Genomic DNA, 24961 nt, shown 5'->3' on the forward strand with positions numbered 1-24961 from the left:
GACTAGATAAGACCAAACGTAAAGTGCATACCGTAGAACACACCGCGGCCAAAGACTTCTGCCGCTATTAAGGCAAACAAAGCCAGAATACTGTAGAAGCGTACTTTGTTATTGGTTTGTTGAGCGGAAAACACCCACAAAATAGCGGTCACTAACATCAATACACATTGGGTCATGATCATAGTTGAGTATTCATCAAGCACGGTAATACCTTGGTGGATTGAGGTAACCACACCAGAAAAATCAAGGATCCGAGCAATCATCACTATAAAGTGAATCGCGATCAGTAATACACCAATGCCTGCCATCTTTTTATTGGACGCTACTGAACTGCCATTAAACGCATTCAATAAAACATAACCAAACAATAAACCAGCCGTGATTACGGTAAACGTAAACTCAAGAGGTGTGAAAATGTTATCCCAAAGTGGCACGGTGTTGATCAAGTAAACCTTGATCATCGCGACCATAAAGACCACACCAGACACCGCACCTAAATAGCGAAGCACCGTCCGGATACCTTTCGACACCAGCGGCTTACCCATCATAGTTAACACTTCGGTTAACCAGTAAATACCTGCCAACGCAAAGAAGATTGAGCCGCTTAATATTTCATTGGAAAGACCTGATGCACCAACACGATTAAACGAGTTGAATGCACGCAATGGGCTGCCAAGATGAGCCGTTGATGCTGCAAAACCAATCGCCATAAAACCGAGCACAAAGAATAAACTTTTCACGGCTAAATTAGTCAGCTGTGATTCTTCTTTCACACACGTCATGCGAGTGGTGATCAATAAATAAGCCCCTACTGCGCACTGCGCGAGAACCGTAAAAATCACTAATGGAAATTCTAAAAAGTGCATTAGATCACCTCCTTCGGATTTTGTAAGAAGCCAGATGTATCACCAAGTGGGCGCGCATTCGGATTCAATTTCACAATCAAATTAGGACTGGTTAAGCGAGAATCCGGCAATGGCGCGCAATCAGCATTGTTGCCGTATTTCGCGCGAAGCTCATTAATGTCACCAAATTCAATCGCACGTAATGGGCATGAATCGACACAAATTGGCATTAAACCTTCAGCAACACGTTCATAGCAACCATCACACTTAGTCATGTGACCTTTTTCTTCACTGTATTGTGGCGCGCCATACGGACAAGCCATATGACAATATTTACAACCAATACACACTTCTTCATTAACCACGACTAAACCATCTTCATCACGCTTATGCATCGCGCCTGATGGACAAACTTTAGTACAAGCAGGGTTTGAGCAATGATTACACGCAATCGACAAGTAATAAGCGTAAACATCTTGGCGATATACACCATTGTTCTCAGACCAGTTACCACCGACATATTCGTAAATACGGCGGAAATTACGCTTAACATCAAGATCTTTGTTGTCTTTACATGACAGTTGGCAAGTTTTACAACCGGTACATTTGCTTGAATCGATATAAAAGCCGTATTGTTTTTTGACCTTCATTGATTGATTCACGCCTGAGTTATTGTGTTCACTCATGCTTTAACTCCCATGCTTTTTAGCAGTGTAATTTCAACTAAGTTGGTGTGAGAAGGATTCCCTTTTGCTAAAGGTGATGGGCGTGCGGTGGTCAATACATTAATTGAACCATTCATGTCCGTGCCTTCACGATTTGGAGCATACCAAGCACCTTCACTCAGCGCGGTCGTTTGAGGAATAATACGAGGCGTTACTTTGGCGCACACTTGCAACTTGCCGAACTCACTTTCTACCAAGACTAAATCTCCATTTTTGATGCCACGCGCTTGAGCATCCATAGGGTTAATCCAGATTTCTTGCGGTGCTGCCGCCTTCAATAACTCCACGTTTCCGTAAGTCGAGTGCGTACGAGCTTTATAATGAAAGCCTGTCATTTGCAGTGGGAACTGTTGGCGTTTCTGCGCATCCCAGCCATCAAAGGTTGGGTGATATTCGGCAATCGGAGTGATGTATTCATCGTCAGCAAGTTTCCAAGAGTTTGCTATTTCAGCCAACTGCTCAGAATAAATTTCAATTTTACCTGATGGCGTATTTAAAGGGTTTGCTTTTGGATCTTGTCTAAACGCTTCGTAAGCCACATAAGGACGTTCGAATTGTTTTTTATAAATCCCTTGTTTACGCATGGTGTCGTAATCGGGTAAATCAGGATCATTATTTTGTTTCACCGTTTCAGCGTACATCCACTTAAGCCACTCTTCTTGAGTCCGACCTTCGGTAAATTCTTTTTCTGTGCCCATACGTTTAGCAAGATCAGACAACATGTCGTAAATCGGACGACATTCAAAACGTGGTTTGATCGCTTGGCTCGCAAAGATAAAGTAAGGCATTGACCCTACCGCACCATCCATACAAAAATCTGATTGCTCCGAAGTGGTACAATCTGGCAGTACGATGTCCGCGTATTTGGCAGAAGACGTCATATGATTGTCGATCACCACGATCATTTCACAGGCTTTTTCATCTTGCAGAATTTTGTGGGTACGATTTATATCGGCATGTTGGTTGATTAAACAGTTGCCCGCGTAGTTCCAAATGAACTTAATTGGATTTTTCAGACGTTCGACCCCCTGAATACCATCGGTGATATCCGTCATTTCATGGGCACGGTAAATGGCATCGGTCCACAAGAACATTGGGATAGACGCTTTTACTGGATTGGGTACTTTCGGGAAACGCTGGAACGGGTAACCATGCCCGCCTTCGCGCATTCCTGTACTGCCGCCCTGCACACCCACTTGCCCACGAAGCAAAGCCAACATGCCAATCGCTTTACAGGCTTGCTCACCACTGGCGGCACGTTGTAACCCCCAACCCTGTGTAATATAAAGTCGATTTGCATTACCAATTTCACGGCCAAGCTTAGTAATATATTCCGTTGGAATGCCTGTAATGGTTGAAGCCCATTCAGGTGTTTTTGGCGTTTTATCATTGCCGTTACCTAAAATATAATCTTTGTAACTACCATTTTTAGGTGCAGAAGCCGGCAGCGTTGTGGCATCGTAACCAACACAATATTTATTTAGGAAAGCTTCATCTGCTTTGTTTTCTGTGATGATCACATGTGCCAGCGCAGCGCATAACGCCGCATCCGTGCCATGTTTTAGCGGTATCCATTGGTCTTCACGACCAGCGGCCGTATCGGTATAACGAGGATCAATAATAATGGTACGAGTATGATTTTTTTGTTGGCCTTCAACATAATTATGAGTTTGTCCCCCACCAGACATACGCGTCTCTGCTGGGTTATTACCAAAAAAGATGGCTAAATCAGCATTTTGAATATCATCCATGCCATTATTATCCATCCAACCGCCATAGAAAAAATCCCCCATACGAGCAATTGCGGCCGTAGAGTAATCTCCATAATGGTTTAAGTAACCACCGGATAAATTCATTAAACGTGCAATCAAAGTCGCCGATGGATCCCAGCTTTTAGTCACCGTACCACCAAGTGTACCCGTACCGTAGTTTAGGTAGATCGCATCATTACCGTAGTCTTTAATCGTGTGTTTTAGGCTATCGGCAATCGTATCAAGAGCTTCATCCCAGCTAATACGTTTGAATTTGCCTTCGCCACGTTTACCAACACGTTTAAGAGGATATTTAAGACGATCAGGGTTATAAACACGACGGCGCATCGAACGGCCACGCAAACAAGCACGAACTTGATGGGTATTATTGAACTCATCAAGGCCAGTGTTATCAGTTTCAATCCATTTGATTTCACCATCCACCACATGCATGCGTAATGGGCAGCGGCTACCACAGTTTACGGTGCATGATGACCAAACGATTTTTTCATCAGATTTAGCCGGCGTTTCTTTCGCAATGGCTTTCTTACTAAACGGTAATGTTAAACCTGTTGATGCAACAGCTAGTGCACCTAACGCAGAACTTCCTTTAACAAAACTTCGACGAGTAACCGCAAAGGCACCGTTGATAGTGGTCTGTTTAATATTAACTGACACGACATTTCCTCTTTTATATTTCGAGTTATGCCGAGAATTATGAACCTAGCCCCTTTGGGGTACCTTGTTTTACATCAAAGTATGATCGATCTTTTACACGTATATTATGTGCCAGTAACTTGTTCACTTATGCTTTAAATTCCCACAATACGAATAAGTGATTTTAACGACGAATTTCAATAGAGATATATTATGACGCTTGCTACTTACAGCCATATAGATTCTGCCTTAATCAGCAAAACATTAGGTTCATTATTCTATTATCGTCCATGCGAATACTCGCTATACGGTATTGATCGGGTACTGAGCGCCCCATTAGACCAAACGAATAACTCACCGTTAATGCAGCAATTTATCTCGACATTGGCAGCCTTTAAACAAGCCAATATTGATGATCTAACCGCGCAGCACGATCAACATTTTTGCGCCATTGCCGATATTCCTGCACCACCGTGGGGATCAGTGTATTTAGATCGTGAATGTGTGTTATTCGGTGAATCTCATACTCAATATAAGCAGTTTTTAGCCAAGGCTGGCTTTGAGTTTGAAACCAAAAACAACGATCCGCTTGATCATATTGGCTTAATGTTAATGGCATTAGGTGCATTATTGGATAATCAAGAAAACGACAACGCGATTGATTCAGCTGAACTGCAAGAAATGCTAAGCGTCCACCTACTTCCGTGGAGTCAGACTTATCTGAGTAATGTCAGTCTCGCGCTTACCGAACCGAGCTATTCATCATTAGTAAAAACCACTCAAATTTTACTAGAGCAATACACTAAGCTTTTCTTGATCCCGGTAGAAAATAGAAAGGTTTATATTCAAATCGACCAAGACAGAAATGAAACTCAGGAGTAATTGAGCATGTCGACAGCGCCTAACTTAACTCGACGAGGTTTATTTGGTGGTCTTAGCGCTCATGTAAAGGCAATCAAAACCGTTGAAGCCGTACAGCGAACCGTTTCTCGCCCACCAACCGCTGTCGACGAAGATATATTCCAGAGATTGTGCAACCAATGTGGCGAGTGCGCCAAAGCGTGCCCACAATCCATTATTCATATGCAAGCTGGATATCCGACTTTGGATGTGGATTATGCTCACTGCACCTTATGTGGTGAATGCAAGAGTGTGTGTCCAACTATTGCGCTCTCAGGTGAGCAGCAAGATACGGGATTGCGCGCCAACGTTAACGATACTTGTATTAACCTTTACGGCTATTGCGATGCTTGCGAAACATCGTGTCCAACCCAAGCACTGCAATGGAAAGATGGGCAAATACCCCATATTAATTTAAGTCATTGTCATGGTTGTGGCATCTGCAAATCCGACTGTTATCTTGGCGCCATACATTTGATTAATCACTGAATATTCAGCAATGAACTACATAGAAAACCAAAACTGTACTATCAAATTTATGATGATTGACCAACGAAACGTCTTACTCAATATCTGCAATTACTGAATTCCGTTCTTCTCGCCTACTTTGTAAGAAAAAACCGACAATTAACTATTTGTTAATAGTTATCAAAGCGTATAATGATGGTGACTTTTCTATTTTCTGACGGGTTTGTACTAACCCTAAGAAATACTGCCCAGAGGTTCAATACAACGTATGCCACTCGCTTTAAAAAATGCTTATCGCCGATTTAAGCAAGCTCCTCTTTTCTTGCGTATTGCGAGTTACTTATTATTAGCTTATGCCATTTACGCCATCATTCTTGGGCTAATTATTCCGGCTGTTGCTCAATCACAAGCACCCAAACAGTTAAGTGCTTTATTGGGACGTGATGTACGCATTCAAAAAGTCAGTATCAACCCATTCTTATTGCGCTTTCGCATTCAAGGTTTCGAAATACTTGAAGCCAACACGCCAATGCAAGATGCAAAAACTCAGAAGCAAGAAAATACACCACCTTTTGTTAGCTTTGACAGCTTAGATCTACAAGTTGGTTTCTGGAAAAGTATTATTCACTTTGCACCAACCGTTGAGCACCTATATTTAATCAAACCACAAGTCACCGTGGCGAGACTGAAAAATGGAGCCGATTTTAACTTTACCGATATCATCAATACCTTGGCAAAAAATGCCACACAACATCTAGATGAGAAAGTAACAGTACCCAACGAAACCCAAACCTTGCCTGCATTTTATGCGCAAGACATTAAACTTACCCAAGGCCACTTTGATTTTATCGATACACCAACCGGTGCACATTTACAGTATCAAGGCCTAAATTTACACCTTCCACAATTAGACTCTAAGGCGGTCACGCTTGTAAAACCAGACCAAGCCTCCAATTCAAATTCACCATTGTCGCTCAATGAAAAAGCCAACCACTTTGCGTTGGAGATCATCGGAGTCGATAAAGGTTCACTGGCTTTAAAAGGGCAATTCCAATTTCAACCATTTGCTCTACAAGGCAACCTAGTACTAGACAAAATCACCCTAGCGCGCTTTTGGCCGTTTGCCGAAAAAGAACTAAAAGCAAAACTTACTGATGGACAATTCGATTTATCAACTCAATTTGCATTGAAAAATACTGATGACGCCTTTAATTTCACTACCGACAAAGGTCAATTTACGTTACGCAACCTCGAGTTCAGTGATAACAACCTACCTAAAATTAAGCTCCCAAGCTTAAAGGTAAATAACGTTGCACTTAATAGCCAAAATAAACGCATTGATGTCCAAAGCTTAGTCTTAAATGGCCTATGGTTAGATGCAGACCTCACCAAGAATGGACTTGATTTACAAAAACTTTTCTCTCCAATAGCGCAACCAAAAAACCAAACGCCTGTGGTTGTGAATCAAACTGCGACTAATCAAGCAGCCGTTAAACAAACAGTCACTACACAAGCAGTCGCTAAACGCACGGCAACTAAAAACACAGCAGCTAAAAACACAGCAACTAAGACCGTAAAAAATGCGGCTGACAGCAAATCAAACGACTCAAAAAATACACCTTGGCTTCTTCATTTACACCAATTTGATATGAAAAAAACCGATATCAATATCAATGAAAAAATGGTGAGTAATGGTGTGCATTGGCGTATATATCCATTATCTATCACAACAAAAGATATATTTAGCGATCTGAGTAAACCGATTGATTACAATGTTAACTTATCCGTCAATTCTTGGCTCAAGAAAGCGCCCGACAACACTCGTGGCTCATTCAACAGTCAAGGCAGTGTGGATTTAACCAAAGTTGACCGTCAAGGTATTGTGGTTAAAGGAAAAGTAGCACTATCACAATTGGATTTAACTCAGCTACAAACCTATTTGAACCCTTATCTAAACGTGCAGTTATTACGAGGTAAATTAAGCACTCAAGGTAACTTTAATGCCGATACTAAAGGCGCAGCGTCTTATTCTGGGAGCGCACAAATTGCCAATTTACTCATCCGTGATCGTTTGGAATACCAGCCGCTAATCAAATGGTCCAATATGACCATCAATAATTTAAAATTTGATCAAAAAACTCAACGACTCAATATTGACACCATCAATTTTACCGCGCCTTACAGCAAAGTATTAATTGATAAGCAACGTAATACTAATATCGGAAGCATTGTTAAGCCCCAACCTGCTAGCGCCAATACAGGCAAGAAAAAATCAGCGCCAAGCAAGCCGTTAAAAGTCGATATTAAACAGATTAAATTCACTCAAGGTTCTGCTTTATTTGCCGATTATTCACTGCCAACCAGTTTTTCTTCTGGCATTGAATCGATTAGCGGTAATATCCGTCATTTATCGTCAACGCCTGGCACTAAAGCAAGCGTAGACATCCAAGGTAAAATCAATAAATACGCGCCCGTCACTTTAAAAGGTCATGTCAATCCATTAATAAAACAGCCTTACTTAGACTTAGATCTTACTTTCAAAAGTGTCGAACTGACTTCGGTAAACCCATATTCAGGCACTTATGCTGGCTACTATATTGATAAAGGCCAGCTATCGTTAGATCTCAAATATAAGCTTGAGAAAAATCAATTATTGGGTAATAACCACGTGGTGGTCGATCAACTCCAACTGGGTAAGAAAAGCGATTCCGATCTTGCTACCAGCCTGCCACTGACACTCGCGATTGCGCTGCTACAAGATCGTCATGGTGTGATTGATTTAGGTCTACAAGTCTCTGGGGATGTGAATAGTCCAGACTTTAGTGTTGGAAGCATCGTTTTACAGGCACTGACCAATATCATAACGAAAGCCATCACCTCTCCTTTCTCACTACTCGCTGGATTGGTAGGCAGTGATGAGGAGCTTGATCACATCCCATTTGATGCAGGGAAATCACAACTTAATGAAGAAGCCCTTTCTCGCTTAGCCACGTTAGGTAAAGCGCTACAAGATAGGCCGATGCTAAAACTAAGCGTTGTTGGGGCAGTATCTGCCACTGATGATAGCCAAGCGTTAGCAGAAGAAAAACTACAACAAAAATTACTGCAAGACAGTGGACTAGATGAACTGCCACCAAACTCATCGGCCAGTAGCATTGCACAAAATGAAGACTTAGCCGACAGCCTAGAAGATTTGTATAGCGAACTTCCAAACAAAAGTGTCAGTGATGAAGAAGACAAAGTAAAACTGCAAATCCAACAAAGCACAGGCAAAGAAAAGGTCGATTCAACACAGCTAGACACAGCGCTACACATCAGCTTGTACAACCAACTGATTAATGCTGAAAATATCAGCCCTGATGAACTTGGTAGCCTGGCAGTTGAACGCTCTCGAACGATTAAAGCATACTTAGTGGATGAACAAAAAATCGATCCAGCGCGAGTGTTTATACTCGACAGTAAATCTCAACTAAAAACCGATAGCCAAGGTGCAGACCTTACTATTGATGCGCAATAATCTATCGATGCCTCTAGATTTTTAGTTAGTTTCTAGTTAAAACAAGCATCTACGTCGCGCTTATCAATAAAAAAGTCTCAAACTCTGAAATGTAGAGTTTGAGACTTTTTTCTATCACAGGTAACTTTTTTGAATGCAATGCAACTTAGTCGCAGTTTATATCAACAGCATTAATCATCTTTTACGGTTAATGAAAAATCATCAATATAGACTTCCGTTTGATCACTAATATCAGCGTTCTTATCCAATTGATTCGCATTAATAATATGCATCAACGCATAAATCTCAAGAGTCGTGTTGCTGCCTGAGTTAAAGTCGACGCTTGCTTGACGAAAGCCATCGTTGGCATCGCCGTGAGCACTATCTGCAAGGTCTTTAATATGAATCTCTTTTGTAACCACAGTCGAGCCAGATAATGAGTGCTCGCCAAGCGCCTTCGCACCAATCTCTAATTCGCTCAGTGAGGCATCACCTTTTTTATCAGCGTAATAAACCGATAACGTATATTCAGTATTTGACTCTACATTCGTTAATACTTGGCTAATACCGGGCGCTGCGGTGAAATCATCCGTTGCATTCACAAAACGAATTCGCACTGAACCCTCATCACCAGAGGCTGTTTCCGCAGAACTATCAACATCACCTAAGCCATTATTTTTATCGGCATGTTTTAGCCAAGCATCACTTTTACCATTATTGGCTCTAAACTGGGTAAATTGACCATCACCAATCACGCCCATTACGGCAACTGATGATGTGGATTGTGCATTCGAATCATCTGTCGATGAACACCCTGCTCATAAACCTGTAATGATCAACCCTAAATAAAATTTCTTCATTATCCTTAACCTCTTAATGTCAGAAAGCACTACATCATCATAATCCATTATTAGATTATTATGTATATTCATAAAAAATAAAACTATAATTTAAACAAATGGTTATACGACAACTACCTAGTTAAAGTAATGTATTAACATCCTAATAATCTTATTAATGTGTCCAATAAAAAACATTTTTCCTTTTATCTTAAGGAGTTAATTAAAGCACTTTATGGGCTGGAAAATATAAAGCACAAAACCTTTTGCTCAGCATTGAAATAACCAAAAGGCAACGACTCCATTAATACGCCAGTTCTCAATAGTATTATCGACCTTGCCCATCAATTAAAAGTAAAAATTGTGCTTGAAGGCGTAGAAACACAAGCGCAAATGGATCATTTGGTCACACACCATGTAGAATGACTTCAAGGCTATTTTTTGTATAAACCCATGTCTTTTAGTCAACTCAAATTAGAATTAATTGATAAGGCAAAAAGTTCGCCTACCACCTAAACAAATAGGAAAGGTTAAATGGATTACTTAAGCTGCGTTTTTATTCTTAGTTGGCTTACTTTGAATGAACTTACTCTGAGTTCGAGTCACGCTAACATTGAAAGTATCACGCAATAATGCCACATCGTGACGTTATAACCGCGCATATTGGAGTATTTATTCCACAAGACTGCTCCGCTTTAAGTCGAGGCGCGGTGGTGGAACCTTTTCGGCTCATCAATCAATTGTTAGAGCAAGAAAAGTATCAGATCGACTTTATCACCGAGCAAAATAGTGCTGCGCTCACGAGCCTTCCCCCTTATCAATGTCTCATTATTTTAGCCGAACAAGCGCCACTACAACCTGTTTCATTTAAAATTAAGAACGCACTCAATCACTATCATCAAAACCTCACGCCAATACTCACGGTTCATGCAGGTGTTTATTGGCTACTCGACAGTAGCATCGGCTTTAGTCACAACCCACTAAAGTGTAAAAATAGCTCATCTAATCATGAAAATAACCATACCTTGGTAGCCCATTGGTCTTTGCATGATGATCTAAAAGATAAATATCCTCATATTCATTTCAGTGATCACCTATTCCAACGAAATGAGCATATAAGTAGTTGCGCCGGGCAACTCTCTTTATTCGATTGTCTGCTCGATTACCTGCAACAATTTGAGAGCGCCGAACTCATTCTGCACTTAGTCGAATTATTGTGCATGGAAAGACGACGCAATGGCGATGAAAAACAGCGTATACCACAGCCAATAACCGCAATAGATCGTAAGCTCACCAACGCCATTGAGATCATGGAGAGTCATATTGAAGATCCACTCACCACTGATCATATTGCCGCGCAAATATATGTATCACGTCGCCAATTAGAGCGCCTATTTAAACGTCATCTTGATACCATGCCAGCGCGTCATTACATGCAAATTCGTCTTAAGCACGCCAAATATTTACTGCAAACCACATCAACGTCGATTGTTCAAATAGGGCTTAAATGTGGTTTTTCAAGTGGCCCTCATTTCTCTTCTGCCTATAAAACATTTTATCAACTTACCCCAAGAGAAGAGAGAGCCAAGCTACATCCTTCTCAACCATAATTTTAGCAACCTCTATCTAATTAGACGGCTCAAGCAGACCACTCCCCCAAAGCCCGATTTGCGATAAAAGCGACAATCATAATGTTAACGATGTGTTAAATATGTAAATAGTTGTCGCGTATATGAACGTATTTTTATCATCAGTCGCGTAGCCTAAATCTATACCTAAATAAATTTAAGATTAATGCACTCAATGATAAGGCTATCATCATGACTCACAAACCGACTCGCAGCGATTTTGATAAATATTTACTCCCAACCTATTCACCTGCACCGTTTATTCCAGTGTCGGGGAAAGGCTCGGTGATCATCGATCAAAATGGGAAAGACTACATCGACTTTGCTGGCGGTATTGCGGTCAATGTTTTAGGTCATGCTCACCCAAAACTCAAACGTGTATTGGCCGAACAAGCCGACGCGTTGTGGCATACCGGTAATGGTTATACTAATGAGCCTATTTTGAAACTGGCTCGTCAATTAGTGGAAAGTACCTTTGCCGATAAAGTCTTCTTTTGTAACTCTGGCGCAGAAGCCAATGAAGCGGCTTTAAAACTGGCTAGAAAATACGCTCTTGATCATTTCGGTGAACATAAAAACGAAATTGTTGCTTTCAATAATGCCTTCCACGGCCGCACACTATTTACAGTAAGTGCAGGCGGGCAGCCAAAGTATTCTCAAGACTTTGCCCCTCTTCCTGGTGGGATAAATCATGTTGCCTATAACGATTTAGCAGCAGCAAAAGCCATCATTAATGAAAAAACATGCGCCGTGATTGTTGAACCAATTCAAGGTGAAGGTGGCGTTATCCCTGCCGATAAAGAATTTCTACAAGGTCTACGAGATTTATGTGACCAATATGACGTCGCTTTAATTTTTGATGAAGTGCAAACCGGTGTTGGCCGTACTGGCGCGCTTTATGCTTATATGCATTACAACGTGTGCCCCGATATTCTTTCAACCGCAAAAGCACTAGGCGGCGGCTTCCCGATTGGCGGCATTCTCACCACCGATAAATTTGCTCCCTCATTATGTGTAGGAACACACGGCACGACTTATGGTGGCAACCCTATTGCGGGCGCGATTGGTAACGCAGTGTTAGAAGAAGTGAATCAACCTGCATTCTTACAAGCGGTACAAGATCGCCATGATCAATTTATCGCTCGATTAACCCAACTCAATCAAAAGTTTGATCTGTTTAAGTCATTTCGTGGTGTTGGCTTATTAATTGGTTGTGAGCTTAACGATGCTCATAAAGGCAACGCAAAAACCATCAGTAATATTGCCGCTGAACATGGACTGATGATGTTAATTGCAGGACCCAATGTAGTGCGTTTTGCACCAGCTTTAAACATTACCCAGCAAGAAGTTGAGACCGGTTTAACGCGCTTAGAAGCCGCTTTAGGGGTTTATGTAGTTCAGGAAGAATAAGCATGGTCATACTGCGCCCCGCGACACTAAATGACATCGACCAGATATTACATTTGGCGCAAAATAGCGGGCCAATGGTATGCACCTTGCCCGCTAAGCGTGAGTTGTTAATGGCTAAAATTGAGCGGTCGATTGATTCATTCGGACAAGATGTGTTTTGCCCGGGAGAAGAGTCGTATTTCTTTGTTTTAGAAGATACCTCGAGCAATGAATTAATAGGAACAGGAGCGATTAATGCACTTGCTGGTTATCGCTCTCCGTTTTATTCGTTTCGTAACGACACCTTGATTCATTCGTCACGCCAGCTCAACGTACACAGCCGGATCCATGCGCTAACACTGAGTCACGATTTAAGTGATCACTCACAACTTTGTTCCTTTTATATAGCGCCTTCAACTCACAATGAGCTGAGTTCCAACAACCAATATCCAGCGTTAATTACTTTAGGCCGCCTGTTATTTATGACCGCTTACCCTGAACGATTTTCAAGTGAATGGATGGCGGTATTACCTGGTATTTTTGATAACGATGGCCGTGCGCCTTTTTGGGAACATGTTGGGCGTAAATTTTTTGACATGGATTATCACCAAGTTGAGGAATATCACGGTACTCAAGCCAATACTTTTATTGCTGAGTTAATGCCACACCACCCACTTTATGTGCCTTTGATTAATGAAGAAGCGCAATCGGTAATGGGACAAACGCATCCACAAGCCGAGCTGCAATGTGGATTGTTGTGTGACCAAGGTTTTGAATCCGATAAGTACGTAGAAATTTTCGATGCCGGACCCATTTTAACCGCGCCTCGTCATGCACTCGCGATTTGGCAGCAAAGCCAACAGGCCACGCTGACCATTAAAGATTCACAACAAGATCAGCAGTATTTACAAGCTCAACTGTACTTACAAGATCAATTTCATTTGAACAACCAAACCTATTTAATCGGCATCACCGACAGCCAAGGATTTAGAGCTTGTTTTATTGATGGCCTATTGCACGACGGACAATTGATCGTCACACAAGAAAAGGCTTATCAAGCCAACTTAACCCAAAATCAACCTCTTTGGTGTTTGGTTTTATAAATAGAATACTCGTCACATCATTGAATAAGAGGATCTGAGGTTAGCCAACAAATTGTCGCTTCAACAAACGATAGCTTTAACAAACGATAGCTTCAGCAAACAATAGCTTCAACAACGCGGCAGCTTCAAATACGACGAGTAAATTCAAGGAATGAACCATTATGATGATAATTCGACCAATAACGAATAACGACAAGCAGTCTATTTTAGATTTTGCGACTAAAACGGGCACAGGTTTTACTTCCCTACCTCAAAATGAAGAGCGCTTACTGGCTCGCCTAAAACGAGTATTAGCCACATGGACTGGTAAAGCTACGCCTGCAGAAGAAGGCTATTTGTTTGTTTTAGAAGACACCGACATTCAAAAAGTTGTCGGTATTTGCGGTATTGAAGTTGCTATCGGCTTAGATGAACCTTGGTATAACTTCCATGTGGGTACACAAGTTCACGCCTCTAAAGAACTCAATGTCTACACCCAGATGAAAACTCTAATGCTGACCAACAACCATACTGGTTACAGTGAATTATGTACTCTCTTTTTAGACCCTGATTACCGTAAAGACTATAACGGTCATTTATTATCCAAATGCCGCTTAATGTTTATTGCTCAATTTCAAGATAAGTTCTCTGAAAAAATCATCGCTGAAATGCGTGGCATGCACGATGACAACGATCAATCACCGTTTTGGGAAAGTTTGGGCCGACACTTCTTTGCCATCGATTTTAGCCAAGCCGATTATTTAACTGGCATTGGTCAAAAAGCCTTTATCGCAGAACTTATGCCAAAACATGCTTTATATGTTGATTTTTTAACCGATGAAGCGAAAAAAGTAATGGCTGAAGTTCATCCCAATACCGCCCCTGCTCGCAAAATTTTAGAAAGCGAAGGGATGCGCTATGAAGGCTACATCGACATTTTTGATGCTGGCCCCACTCTTGAAGCTTACACCAAAGATTTACGCGTAGTGCGAGATAGCCAACACCGACAAGTTCGTATTACCGACCCAAGTAACCTAAGTGACTCTCACACCATCTTGATGAGTAATGATAGCTACCAAGATTTCCGAGCCATTATTGGTGAACCACATGTTGATGACACCCATATTTCCATCACTCTTGCCCAAGCCGAAGCGTTAAAGGTCAAAGATGGTGACTCTATTCGTCTCGTTTCACTTTGTAAAATAGGAGAATAACTCATGACTCAACATTCCAATCCTAGTCACGAACAGGCTAACGGGCATTTTATTGACGGACAATGGCAAACGGGTACTGGCGTTTATTTCTCAAAACAAAACCCCAGTGATAACCATACTATTTGGCAAGGTAAAGAAGCCAGCGAACAAGAAGTCTCTCAAGCGATTGATGCCGCAAGAAAAGCCTTTCCTGTATGGGCACGAACCGATTTAACACAACGAATTGAAATCCTAGAGCGCTTCGCTGAAGAGCTAAAAAAAGAACACTACCCACTAGCGGCCATTATTTCTCAAGAGACCGGAAAACCAGAATGGGAAGCCAGAACCGAAGTACAAGCCATGATCAACAAAGTGGCGATTTCAATTCAGTCTTATCATGAAAGAACGGGTGAGAAAATCACCCCAATGCCAGAAGGACAGGCAGTACTACGCCACAAACCGCATGGCGTATTAGCCGTATTCGGTCCTTATAATTTCCCGGCTCATTTACCTAATGGACATATTGTTCCTGCATTATTGGCGGGAAATTGCGTAGTGTTTAAGCCAAGTGAACTTACTCCGTGGACAGCGCAACGCACACTTGAAATCTGGCAAAAATCGGGCCTACCTAATGGCGTAATTAATCTTATTCAAGGCGGTAAAGACACCGGAATTGCTCTCTCCAATCATAATGGCATTGATGGCTTGTTATTCACCGGTAGCGCCAATACTGGTTACCATTTACATCGCCAATTGGCGGGGCAACCCGAGAAAATTCTAGCGCTCGAAATGGGTGGCAATAACGCCTTAATTGTTGAGTCTTTTGAGCAACTCGATGCGGCCGTTAATATTGCGATTCAATCGGCGTTTATTAGTGCGGGGCAACGTTGTACTTGCTCACGTCGATTATTAGTACGAGAAGGCGCGCAAGGCGATGCTTTCATCCAACGTTTAGTCGAAGTCAGTCGCGATATTCAAGTGGGAGCATGGAATGCAGAACCTGCGCCATTTATGGGGCCGGTGATCTCCAATCAAGCGGCTAAGCAACTAATGAAAGTGCAGCAACAATTATGTGATTTAGGCGCTCAGCCGTTGCTTGAAATGAGTAAGCCTGATGCTGACACCGCATTCCTTACCCCTGGCATCATTGATGTTACCAATGTGAAAGTCCTGCCCGATGAAGAATATTTTGGCCCACTGCTTAGCGTTATTCGCTATCAAGATTTTGATCAAGCGATTGCCATTGCCAATCAAACTCGCTTTGGTTTAGCGACGGGTTTGATTTCAACCAAACGAAGTGATTATGACCAAGTATTAATTGAAGCACGCGCTGGCATTGTAAATTGGAACAAACCACTAACGGGCGCATCCAGTAACGCGCCATTTGGTGGTGTTGGCGCATCGGGTAATCATCGCGCCAGTGCTTATTATGCAGCGGATTATTGTGCCTGGCCGATGGCTTCGGTGGAGTCAGAACACTTAACCATGCCAGAAACTAATCTACCCGGCTTACGCTTTTAATTTTTCGTTTTAATCATGAATAACGTTAATCGTAAATAGATTTAACTGTAAAAAGGATGCAGCATGTCAGCATATGAAGTTAATTTTGATGGCCTGGTGGGTTTAACCCACAACTATGCGGGATTGTCGTTCGGCAATGTCGCTTCGACCTCAAATAAAAATGCTATCGCCAATCCGAAACAAGCCGCGTTACAAGGGCTAGACAAAATGAAAGCGCTGGCTGATCTTGGTTTCAAGCAAGGCGTATTGCCACCACAGCAACGCCCGTGTGTGAAAACGCTGCGTGAGTTAGGCTTTAGCGGCAATGATGCTACCGTACTGCAACAAGCTGCCAAAACCGCTCCACATTTACTGGCAGCTGTCGGATCGGCGTCATCAATGTGGGTAGCGAATGCCGCAACCGTGTCACCATCGGCCGATACAGGCAATGGCAAAGTACATTTTACAGTTGCCAACTTGAATAATAAGTTTCACCGCGCGATTGAAGTTCCAACCACCAGCAATGCGCTTAAAGCCATTTTTACCGATGAACAATATTTTGAGCATCACGCCGCGCTGCCACAACAAAGCACTTGGGGCGATGAAGGCGCGGCCAATCACAATCGATTATGCTCAGACTATGGTTCATCTGGCGTCGAAGTGTTCGTTTATGGTTGTCAAAGCGATGGCGGGCACGTCAAGCCAACCAAATACCCTGCACGTCAAACCAAAGAAGCCAGTCAAGCGGTAGCAAGATTGCATCAACTTGATGAAAATAAAACCGTGTTTGTGCAGCAAAATCCAGACGTGATTGATCAAGGCGTTTTTCATAACGATGTTATTTCAGTCAGCAATGGCAACGTACTATTTCATCATCAACAAGCGTTTTTACATCAAGCTCAAGCGTTCGATGAAATCCACCGCAAACTGGAGCCGCTTGGATCGCAATTCATGCCAATTGAAGTGCCTACCTCTAAAGTCAGTGTGGAAGATGCAGTTAAAACCTATTTATTTAACAGTCAATTACTGACTAAAAAAGACGGCAGTATGCTTATTGTCGTGCCGGAAGAATCGAAAAATAATCCACGCGTATGGGGCTACTTAAACGAATTAATTCAAAGTGGTGGTCCGATTAATGAGATACAAGTCTTTAACTTACGCGAAAGTATGTGCAACGGTGGCGGTCCTGCATGTTTAAGGCTGCGAGTCGTGTTAAGTCAAGCCGAGTTAAACGTCACGAATCCAAACGCTATGTTAACCGATACTAACTATCACGCCTTAACCAACTGGGTGAATAAGCATTATCGCGATCAATTAAGCGAATCGGACCTTAGTGATCCCCAGCTATTAATTGAAAACTACACCGCATTAGATGAACTCACCAAGATCATGAATTTGGGATCAATTTATTCATTTCAAATGTAATCAATAGGCAAGGAAGCACCATGTTTGATTTTTTAGCCGAGTCTTTGGCAGGCGATAAAATATCAGTTGAATCGGGTTCAATTGAAAACAGTATTGGATCATCGATTGATTGGCACCGACCTGAAGCTGGCATCATTGTCTTTGAGCCAATTCAAATGAGGAATAACACTACAGATATCAAACTCGACAAAAACGTGGTGATCTCTTGCGCCGTACATGGCAATGAAACCGCACCCGTTGAAATTATATCTGAGTTGGTGCAAGGCTTACTCAATGGACAGTATCCGCTTAACGTTCGATTAATGGTTATTCTTGGCAATCTTGACGCGATGCGAATTGGTGAGCGTTATCTTAATATCGATTTAAACCGTTTATTTAATCAAGCGCATGCTCAATATCCACAAAACACTGAAACCACACGCGCGGCGACACTGGAATCACTGGTTGCCAAATTTTATCAGGAAAAACCTGAATACTCACATTGGCATTTTGATTTGCATACCGCGATAAAGCCATCACGTCACATTCGTTTTGGTTTGCTGCCTTATGTCGAATCTGGTCAATACTCACCCACGATGATGCAATGGCTGCAAAATATAGGGCTAGAAGCGCTGGTGATTAACCATGATCCCGCGTCGACTTTTAGCTACTTTACTAGCCATCAATTTCACGCTGAAAGTTGCACGCTAGAATTAGGTGAGGCTTTGCCTTTTGGCGCTAATGATTTAAGCCAATTTGATGGTATTCGTTCAGGGTTACTCGCATTGATGGCTAATAATCTACCTCACTCAGAGAACGATCAAGCCTCTAATAGCAAAAATAATCAGCCCAACCCAATCTCGCCTATTTTGTATAAGGTCTCACAGCAGATCACCAAAATCAGTGAGCAGTTTCAATTCAACATTAATGAAAACAGCCATAATTTTACCAAGTTCAAACAAGGCACTTTGATCGCCACCGATCAAAACACCTTATACATGGTCAAAGAAGAAAATGAATACCTGCTCTTTCCAAATAGCGGCGTCAAAGCAGGTTTTAGAGCAGGGCTGATGTTGAAGCAAGTTGAACATTAAAGGAAACAAAGGCAACTAGCCATCAAACCATATGAAGGAAGGAACAAACTATATGCAGGAGCAAACAAGGCTCCTGCTTTCATCAGCTATTATTTGAAGTGTCAGGTTTTGGTCCTAGCCATATCATGAATACGCCGCAGTGCTGATACGACTGCGCCTAAAACTAGATGAATCATTACCGCAAAACCGGATACTTACGTAGTAGATAAAACAGTACTATTAAAGAGAACAAGCTAATGCCTGCTGCGACATAACCAACATTAGGCAAACCCATGTGAATAATGACTTTACCGCCAATTAATGCCCCCGCGCCAATACCTAAATTAATGATGCCAGAGTACATCGACATAATGACTTCAAATGAATCATTATCAATATTGAAGACTTTTACTTGCATCGTCACTGGCACCAACATCATCACGGCACCCCAAACAAAAATCAGCCCGCTGATCCCCCAAGTCGACATTGCGACGCTATTGAGTAACACCATGCAAATGGCAATCAAAATCACACTGCTCACTAGCATTAAAGTATTATGCTTCTCTCCCCATACGGCAAACATCACACTGCCAATAATACCAGCCCCACCAAACAGCAATAGCAAAAAAGTCGTGAAATAACTGTCTGATTGACCCACTTCCTGCATGAACGGTTCGATGTAACTGTAGCTGCTGTAATGTGCGGTGAAGATCAAAAAGGTAAAAAAGTAGACGCCAATTAACACTGGCTTTTTAAATACAGCCGACACGCTTTTTAAACTGCCAGAAGACACACTCGGCAGTACTGGTAATAAACGAGCCAGTAATAACATCATTAAAAATGCGACCACCCCTATCACACCAAACGTCACTCGCCAACCAAACCATTGGCCAATTAAGCGCCCAAGCGGTACGCCTAATACCATCGCTAGAGACGTTCCTGTTGCCAATATACTCAGTGCAAAGGTCTTTTTACCTGCGGGAGCAACCCGAATCGCAATTGCGGCGGTGATCGACCAAAATATAGCATGAGAAAAAGCGATACCGATTCGGCTTATCACCAGAACAGGAAAACTCCAGGCAAAAATGGATAAAATATGGCTTACGGTAAACATCGCAAATAAACATAACAGCAAGGTTTTACGCTCAACTTTACGCGTTAATAGCATTAATGGCAGTGACAGCAACGCGACTACCCAAGCATAAATGGTCAGCATCCAACCTGCCTTGGCTGTTGTGACATCAAAACTTTGTGCGATATCGGTAAGAATACCAACAGGTACAAATTCAGTGGTATTAAAAATAAACGCACTGAATCCCATCGCAAACACGCGCAAATATTGCAAATGACGAGAATTCGCCTCAGCTGATAACGAGGTTTTCATAAATAAAGGACAACTCAGAAGGTGATTGAAATCACATTATCCTTGCTTTTCAAAAGAATGGAAAGCAAGATTGTTGATAAAGTACACAATGATTTTATTCCCCCAACTTTTATCAAAAAAACAAGGTAATCGTATGGCCTTCACTGGCACGTTTCGCTCATTACGCCATTTTAATTACCGAATGTGGGCATCGGGTGCGCTGGTATCGAATATCGGTACTTGGATGCAGCGGACCGCTCAAGATTGGCTCGTGCTTACCGAATTAACTCAGCATAATGCGACGGCGGTTGGGATAGTCATGTCTCTGCAATTTGGTCCTCACGCTTTATTGTTGCCATTTTCAGGTTATGTGGCTGACCATTTTGACCGTCGAAAAGTGCTTATTGTGACACAAACTTTATTAGGCATTTTACCGCTACTATTAGGGCTATTAACCCTCACCGGTCACATTGAGCTTTGGCATGTGTATATTTTCGCGTTTATTTTAGGCTGCACTACCGCGTTTGATGCCCCGACAAGACAAACGTTTGTGGCAGAACTGGTGAGTGAAAAAGATCTCTCTAATGCCGTTGCGCTCAATTCGACTTCATTTAATTCTGCTCGCATGATTGGCCCATCGTTAGCGGCTTTATTAATTGCAATGATTGGAACCGGATGGGTATTTATTGTTAATGCTCTGTCTTTCATCGGGGTGATCTATTCGCTCACGTTGCTAAGGCAAGATGAGTTGTACCCTAATCCAATAAATAAACGTGGCCGTGGTGGGTTTTTAAAAGGTTTTCAATATGCTTGGCAACGTCCGGATCTAAAAGCTATTTTCTTTATGTTGTTCATGATTGGTACTTTTGCCCTAAACTTCCCAATTTTCATTTCAACTATGGCGGTAAACGTCTTCCACTCTAACGTAGGGCAGTTTGGCTTACTCACCTCACTCATGGCAGTAGGATCCGTAGCAGGAGCCTTGCTCTCCGCCCGCAGTGAAGGCCCTACCATTAAGTCATTAGTGGTGGGTTGTAGTATTTTAACCATCGGTTTTGTGCTGTCGGCCTTTAGTCCCGATTACTGGTTTTTTGGCGCAACGTTAGTGATCATTGGCATCTCAGTCCAAACCTTTAATACTTCTAGCAATAGCTTAATGCAACTTTCTACCGAGCCAAGCATGCGTGGGCGTGTGATTGCAATTCGAATGGCGATTGCGATGGGTTGCACTCCAATTGGCGCCCCGATTGTCGGCTGGGTAGCCGATACTTATGGGCCACGCTGGTCATTAGGGCTCGGAGCATTAAGTGCGTTAATTGCGGCTAGTATTGGGATCCATTACTTACGCAAAGCTCGCCCTCTCCCCAATCAAGCCAAAAACCAATCCGCATAAATCAATCGATGCTCTAAAAGCAGGTATAGCAATAAATAAAAAACCGAACATTGTGACAATGTTCGGTTTCAACTAACCGTTACAACCATGCGGTTTTATGCAGAAGCAATGACATATAAATGAAGCTTCACCGCAGCCTTAACCCCACACTAACAAAGAGTAAATTACGCTCCTTTCGGTGGCTCAAATGCCTGTGTTTCTAATGTATCACCCACCCACTTCTCAACTTTTATCAATGCTGAGTTAGCCGCACAGCCATTTGCAAGGCGTGAAGTCGGAATATCTAAGGTCAATACATTCGGTCCACCGTTACGGCAAATACCTAATTTTGGATCAAAATCTGGCCATGCGCCTTCATGAATACACACACTACCCGGTCGGATCCCATCCGTCACTTGAGCACCGGCGAGTACTTGACCACGTTGGTTAAATACACGAACCACATCCCCATGCTTAATGCCGCGTTTTTTCGCATCCTCTTCATTGATCATGATGGGTTCTTTATTGGCAATCGCATAATCTTTCCGAATATCAGCATAGTTAAATTGGCTATGCAGACGATAAGCTGAGTGAGATGACATTAACTGCAACTCTCCCTCTTTAGCATTACCTGTATACTCAGTTGGCTCAAGCCATGTAGGATGCGCAGGACAATCCGCCAAATTAAAGCTTTCGATCGTTTTTGAATGAATCTCAATTTTGCCACTTGGGGTACCAAGCGGATTCATAATTGGATCGGCTCTAAAGTCGCTGAAACGCACGAATTGGGCATTTTTCTCGTTCCACTTCATTTCAACTACGTCATTTGCTTCCCAGAACTTAGTGAAATTAGGCATGGCTACACGGGCGTTACGTCCACCTTTTTGTGCTTTTTGATAGAAGTCACGCAACCATTCCATTTCCTCACGCCCTTCGGTATAAACTCGGCGTCCACCTTTAAATAAATGCTCAGATAAAGCCGCGAAAGTTTCAAAATCACTTCTCGCTTCTGCTTCTGGCTCTACCACTTGCTTCATTGGTGATAAGTATTGGCTACTGTAATCGCCAACCATGGTTAAATCATTACGCTCAAAACTGGTGGTGATTGGAAAAACAATATCGGCATGCTTAGCGGCAGCAGTCCAATAAATTTCATTGATTACAACGAGATCAAGTTTATTCCATGATTTAACTAAACGGTTAGTATCTTGCTGCTGGGTATAGTTAGCACCACCTGCGGTCCACAACATTCGAAGATGTGGGAAGGTTAGAGTTTGACCATTATGTTGGTACTGCTTACCAGGGTTTTCCATTGCTTCTGTAATCCGAGCAACAGGGAAAGCATTGACCACACTGCCCATTGTCAAACCAGCGGTAAAGTTGGCATCAATGGTTGCCGACATCGCAGGTAACACACCAGCATCACGCGCAGGGTTTCCGCCATTAGAGTAGTGGTAAGAGAAACCAAAACCGCCGCCAGGTAGACCAATTTGCCCTAACATTGCCGCTAGAGTGGTAATCATCCAGTGGCGTTGCTCACCAAACTGTTGACGTTGAATTCCCCAACCGGCCATTAACATGGTGCGGTTTTTAGAGAATATTTCTGCCAGCAATTCAATTTGCTTAGCCGGTACGCCGCTAATATTGGCAGCCCAAGCTGAATCTTTTACCACACCGTCAGGTTTGCCTAACAGATAGTCATTGAACTTATCAAAACCTTGTGTGTATTTATTTAAGAATTTTTCATCGTGCTGCTTATTTTTCACTAAAGTATGCGCAATACCCATCGCCAAAGCCACATCGGTCATTGGGTTTGGTGCGATCCATTGTGCTTTATCCCCAAAGAAATCAATAGTTTCAGAACGCATTGGATCGATAGCAATAACGGTTTTACCCGATTTTTTCAACTGATGGAAAAACTCAAGTCCTTGTCCATCAGTCGCTGTCCATGCAATTTCCAGTGTGTTGATAGGATTCATGCCCCAAAGTACAACTACATCGGTATGTTCCATCACCACAGGGTAAGTCGTTTGCTGCTCATACACTTCTATCGAGCCAACCACATGCGGCATGATAACTTGCGCCGCCCCCGTTGAATAATCGCCAAGGTAGCCCACATAGCCACCAGCAAGTGTCATATAACGTTGTAACAATGTTCGAGGATCATGCAATACACCACTTGAGTGCCAACCGTAAGAACCAGCATAAATAGATTCTGCTCCATGTTCATTACGAATGCGCATGTGTTGTTCGTGCGCGAGTTTTAACGCTTCATCCCATGACACTTTGACATATTCATCCTGACCACGAACACCTTCTGGATTGCTCGGATTGGCTAAAAATCCTTTACGCACCATTGGGTGTTTAATGCGAGCTCGAGTATAAACTTGAGACGGACCCGTACTTTGTAGGTGGTTAACCACGGTTTGAGCAAGTGCATTCGTCGTTGACACCATCTTGCCATTTTCAATTTTTGCTTTTAATACGCCCATGCGGCCAGCAGTAATAATGTAACCGCGCTCGGCCACTTTAGTATTGGCAGAGGCCGCAAGTGGAACAATACTGCTGATAGCCAATACACTTGCAGATGCGCCTGTGCTTTTTAAAAACCCGCGACGGGAAATCTTCATATTCGTCATTATTTTTACTCCTGTCCCTTCATATCTTTGGCATGATATTGGAAATACTTAGTCAAAATTTCCAAGTTATCTGCAGAAATATCAGTACGTGACCCCATCGCTTTAGCCACTGGAGGCCAAGCATTTACCGTAAAGTGCGTAGTTGGGATTTTGGCGTGACAAGTTGAGCAATACACTGTGTTCAAATCATTGGCGTATTTCCATACTGGTTCACGCGTATTCAAGACCGGTTGATCAATTTCGCCGGTTAAACTCGCACTGCGCCATTGATTGCCATAGCTATCTGCAACATATTCACCTAATTTCAATGCTTTTTGACCTTTCTCAGTCACCGTAGCCAAAATTGCTCGCTTGCCGTTATCAAGGTATAAAATTGCCTCTGCACCTTTCATTTGGAAACCAGAGATCTCTACCGTACGTTTATTGCCATCCGCTTTCACCACTTGTAATGCAGTGGTTGGATTGACAGTCGCAAGTTCCCCCATTTTAACGGTACTAATTGGGTACACTTCTTTCGCTGCTTCTGGTGTTTTCTTTGCAAGATCGAATAAATGATCAAATTCAGAAGTATCGAGTTTTTGTTGTGGCGCTAAATGAGCCACCCCTTTATGACAATCGATACAGGTTTGTCCGTCTT

At 42.5% G+C, this 24961-nt stretch carries 17 protein-coding genes and 1 pseudogene; 11 read left to right on the forward strand and 7 right to left on the reverse strand.

The genetic code is table 11. The features are described 5' to 3' along the window. Nucleotides 1-2: 2 nt before the first annotated feature. The 3 genes from FH976_RS03425 to FH976_RS03435 are packed head-to-tail and all read right to left on the reverse strand — an operon-like array spanning nt 3 to nt 3999. Nucleotides 3-866, reverse strand: a complete 864-nt coding sequence (locus tag FH976_RS03425) for a dimethyl sulfoxide reductase anchor subunit family protein (protein ID WP_194089516.1) — start codon at nt 864-866, stop codon at nt 3-5. Next, entirely contained in the window at nt 866-1495 is a 630-nt protein-coding gene (locus FH976_RS03430; RefSeq protein WP_194089536.1) for a DMSO/selenate family reductase complex B subunit, read from the reverse strand. The genes FH976_RS03425 and FH976_RS03430 overlap by 1 nt, the downstream gene beginning before the upstream one ends. Before the next feature lie 32 nt (nt 1496-1527). Next, nucleotides 1528-3999 (reverse strand): DmsA/YnfE/YnfF family dimethyl sulfoxide reductase, encoded by a 2472-nt coding sequence (locus FH976_RS03435; RefSeq protein WP_194089517.1) that lies wholly within the window; start codon nt 3997-3999, stop codon nt 1528-1530. A gap of 192 nt (nt 4000-4191) precedes the next feature. On the opposite strand from FH976_RS03435, the gene FH976_RS03440 reads away from it, so the two are divergent. The 3 genes from FH976_RS03440 (at nt 4192) to FH976_RS03450 (ending at nt 8863) form a co-directional block, all read left to right on the forward strand. After that, the gene (locus tag FH976_RS03440; RefSeq protein ID WP_194089518.1) at nt 4192-4860 is read left to right on the forward strand and encodes a molecular chaperone TorD family protein; all 669 of its coding nucleotides are present in this window, start codon (nt 4192-4194) and stop codon (nt 4858-4860) included. A 6-nt stretch (nt 4861-4866) separates the two neighbouring features. Next, nucleotides 4867-5367, forward strand: a complete 501-nt coding sequence (napF, locus tag FH976_RS03445; protein ID WP_194089519.1) for a ferredoxin-type protein NapF — start codon at nt 4867-4869, stop codon at nt 5365-5367. A 247-nt stretch (nt 5368-5614) separates the two neighbouring features. Beyond that, a complete protein-coding gene (locus FH976_RS03450) occupies nt 5615-8863 on the forward strand; it encodes a DUF748 domain-containing protein (RefSeq protein WP_194089520.1) in 3249 nt (1082 codons plus the stop codon). 170 nt (nt 8864-9033) lie between these two features. Here the strand turns inward: FH976_RS03450 and FH976_RS03455 are convergent, their stop codons facing one another. After that, a complete protein-coding gene (locus FH976_RS03455) occupies nt 9034-9603 on the reverse strand; it encodes a hypothetical protein (RefSeq protein WP_194089521.1) in 570 nt (189 codons plus the stop codon). Nucleotides 9604-10313: 710 nt separating this feature from the next. Between FH976_RS03455 and FH976_RS03465 the strand changes: the two genes are divergently transcribed. The 7 genes from FH976_RS03465 (at nt 10314) to astE (ending at nt 18971) form a co-directional block, all read left to right on the forward strand. Next, a complete protein-coding gene (locus tag FH976_RS03465; RefSeq protein ID WP_194089522.1) occupies nt 10314-11291 on the forward strand; it encodes a GlxA family transcriptional regulator in 978 nt (325 codons plus the stop codon). Between the two features lie 210 nt (nt 11292-11501). Continuing rightward, complete coding sequence (locus tag FH976_RS03470) at nt 11502-12719, forward strand: bifunctional succinylornithine transaminase/acetylornithine transaminase (protein ID WP_194089523.1); 1218 nt, start codon at nt 11502-11504, stop codon at nt 12717-12719. 2 nt (nt 12720-12721) lie between these two features. Beyond that, entirely contained in the window at nt 12722-13801 is a 1080-nt protein-coding gene (locus FH976_RS03475; RefSeq protein WP_194089524.1) for an arginine N-succinyltransferase, read from the forward strand. A 161-nt stretch (nt 13802-13962) separates the two neighbouring features. Next, on the forward strand, nt 13963-14994 hold the full coding sequence (gene astA, locus FH976_RS03480; protein ID WP_194089525.1) for an arginine N-succinyltransferase: 1032 nt from the start codon (nt 13963-13965) through the stop codon (nt 14992-14994). Between the two features lie 3 nt (nt 14995-14997). After that, complete coding sequence (gene astD, locus FH976_RS03485; protein ID WP_194089526.1) at nt 14998-16494, forward strand: succinylglutamate-semialdehyde dehydrogenase; 1497 nt, start codon at nt 14998-15000, stop codon at nt 16492-16494. A gap of 63 nt (nt 16495-16557) precedes the next feature. Then, entirely contained in the window at nt 16558-17898 is a 1341-nt protein-coding gene (astB, locus tag FH976_RS03490; RefSeq protein WP_194089527.1) for an N-succinylarginine dihydrolase, read from the forward strand. A gap of 20 nt (nt 17899-17918) precedes the next feature. Further along, the gene (gene astE, locus FH976_RS03495; protein WP_194089528.1) at nt 17919-18971 is read left to right on the forward strand and encodes a succinylglutamate desuccinylase; all 1053 of its coding nucleotides are present in this window, start codon (nt 17919-17921) and stop codon (nt 18969-18971) included. A 175-nt stretch (nt 18972-19146) separates the two neighbouring features. Here astE and FH976_RS03500 read toward each other — a convergent pair whose 3' ends face one another. After that, entirely contained in the window at nt 19147-20334 is a 1188-nt protein-coding gene (locus FH976_RS03500; RefSeq protein WP_194089529.1) for a sugar transporter, read from the reverse strand. Between the two features lie 133 nt (nt 20335-20467). On the opposite strand from FH976_RS03500, the gene FH976_RS03505 reads away from it, so the two are divergent. Then, the gene (locus tag FH976_RS03505; protein WP_194089530.1) at nt 20468-21706 is read left to right on the forward strand and encodes an MFS transporter; all 1239 of its coding nucleotides are present in this window, start codon (nt 20468-20470) and stop codon (nt 21704-21706) included. Between the two features lie 164 nt (nt 21707-21870). Here FH976_RS03505 and FH976_RS03510 read toward each other — a convergent pair whose 3' ends face one another. Both FH976_RS03510 and FH976_RS03515 read right to left on the reverse strand, forming a co-directional pair. Beyond that, complete coding sequence (locus FH976_RS03510; protein ID WP_194089531.1) at nt 21871-24324, reverse strand: molybdopterin guanine dinucleotide-containing S/N-oxide reductase; 2454 nt, start codon at nt 24322-24324, stop codon at nt 21871-21873. 5 nt (nt 24325-24329) lie between these two features. Next, a pseudogene (locus FH976_RS03515) lies at nt 24330-24961 on the reverse strand (NapC/NirT family cytochrome c); the annotation flags it as partial.

It is taken from the genome of Vibrio hibernica (assembly GCF_015223435.1).
In the GTDB taxonomy this organism is placed as follows: Bacteria; Pseudomonadota; Gammaproteobacteria; order Enterobacterales; family Vibrionaceae; genus Vibrio; species Vibrio hibernica.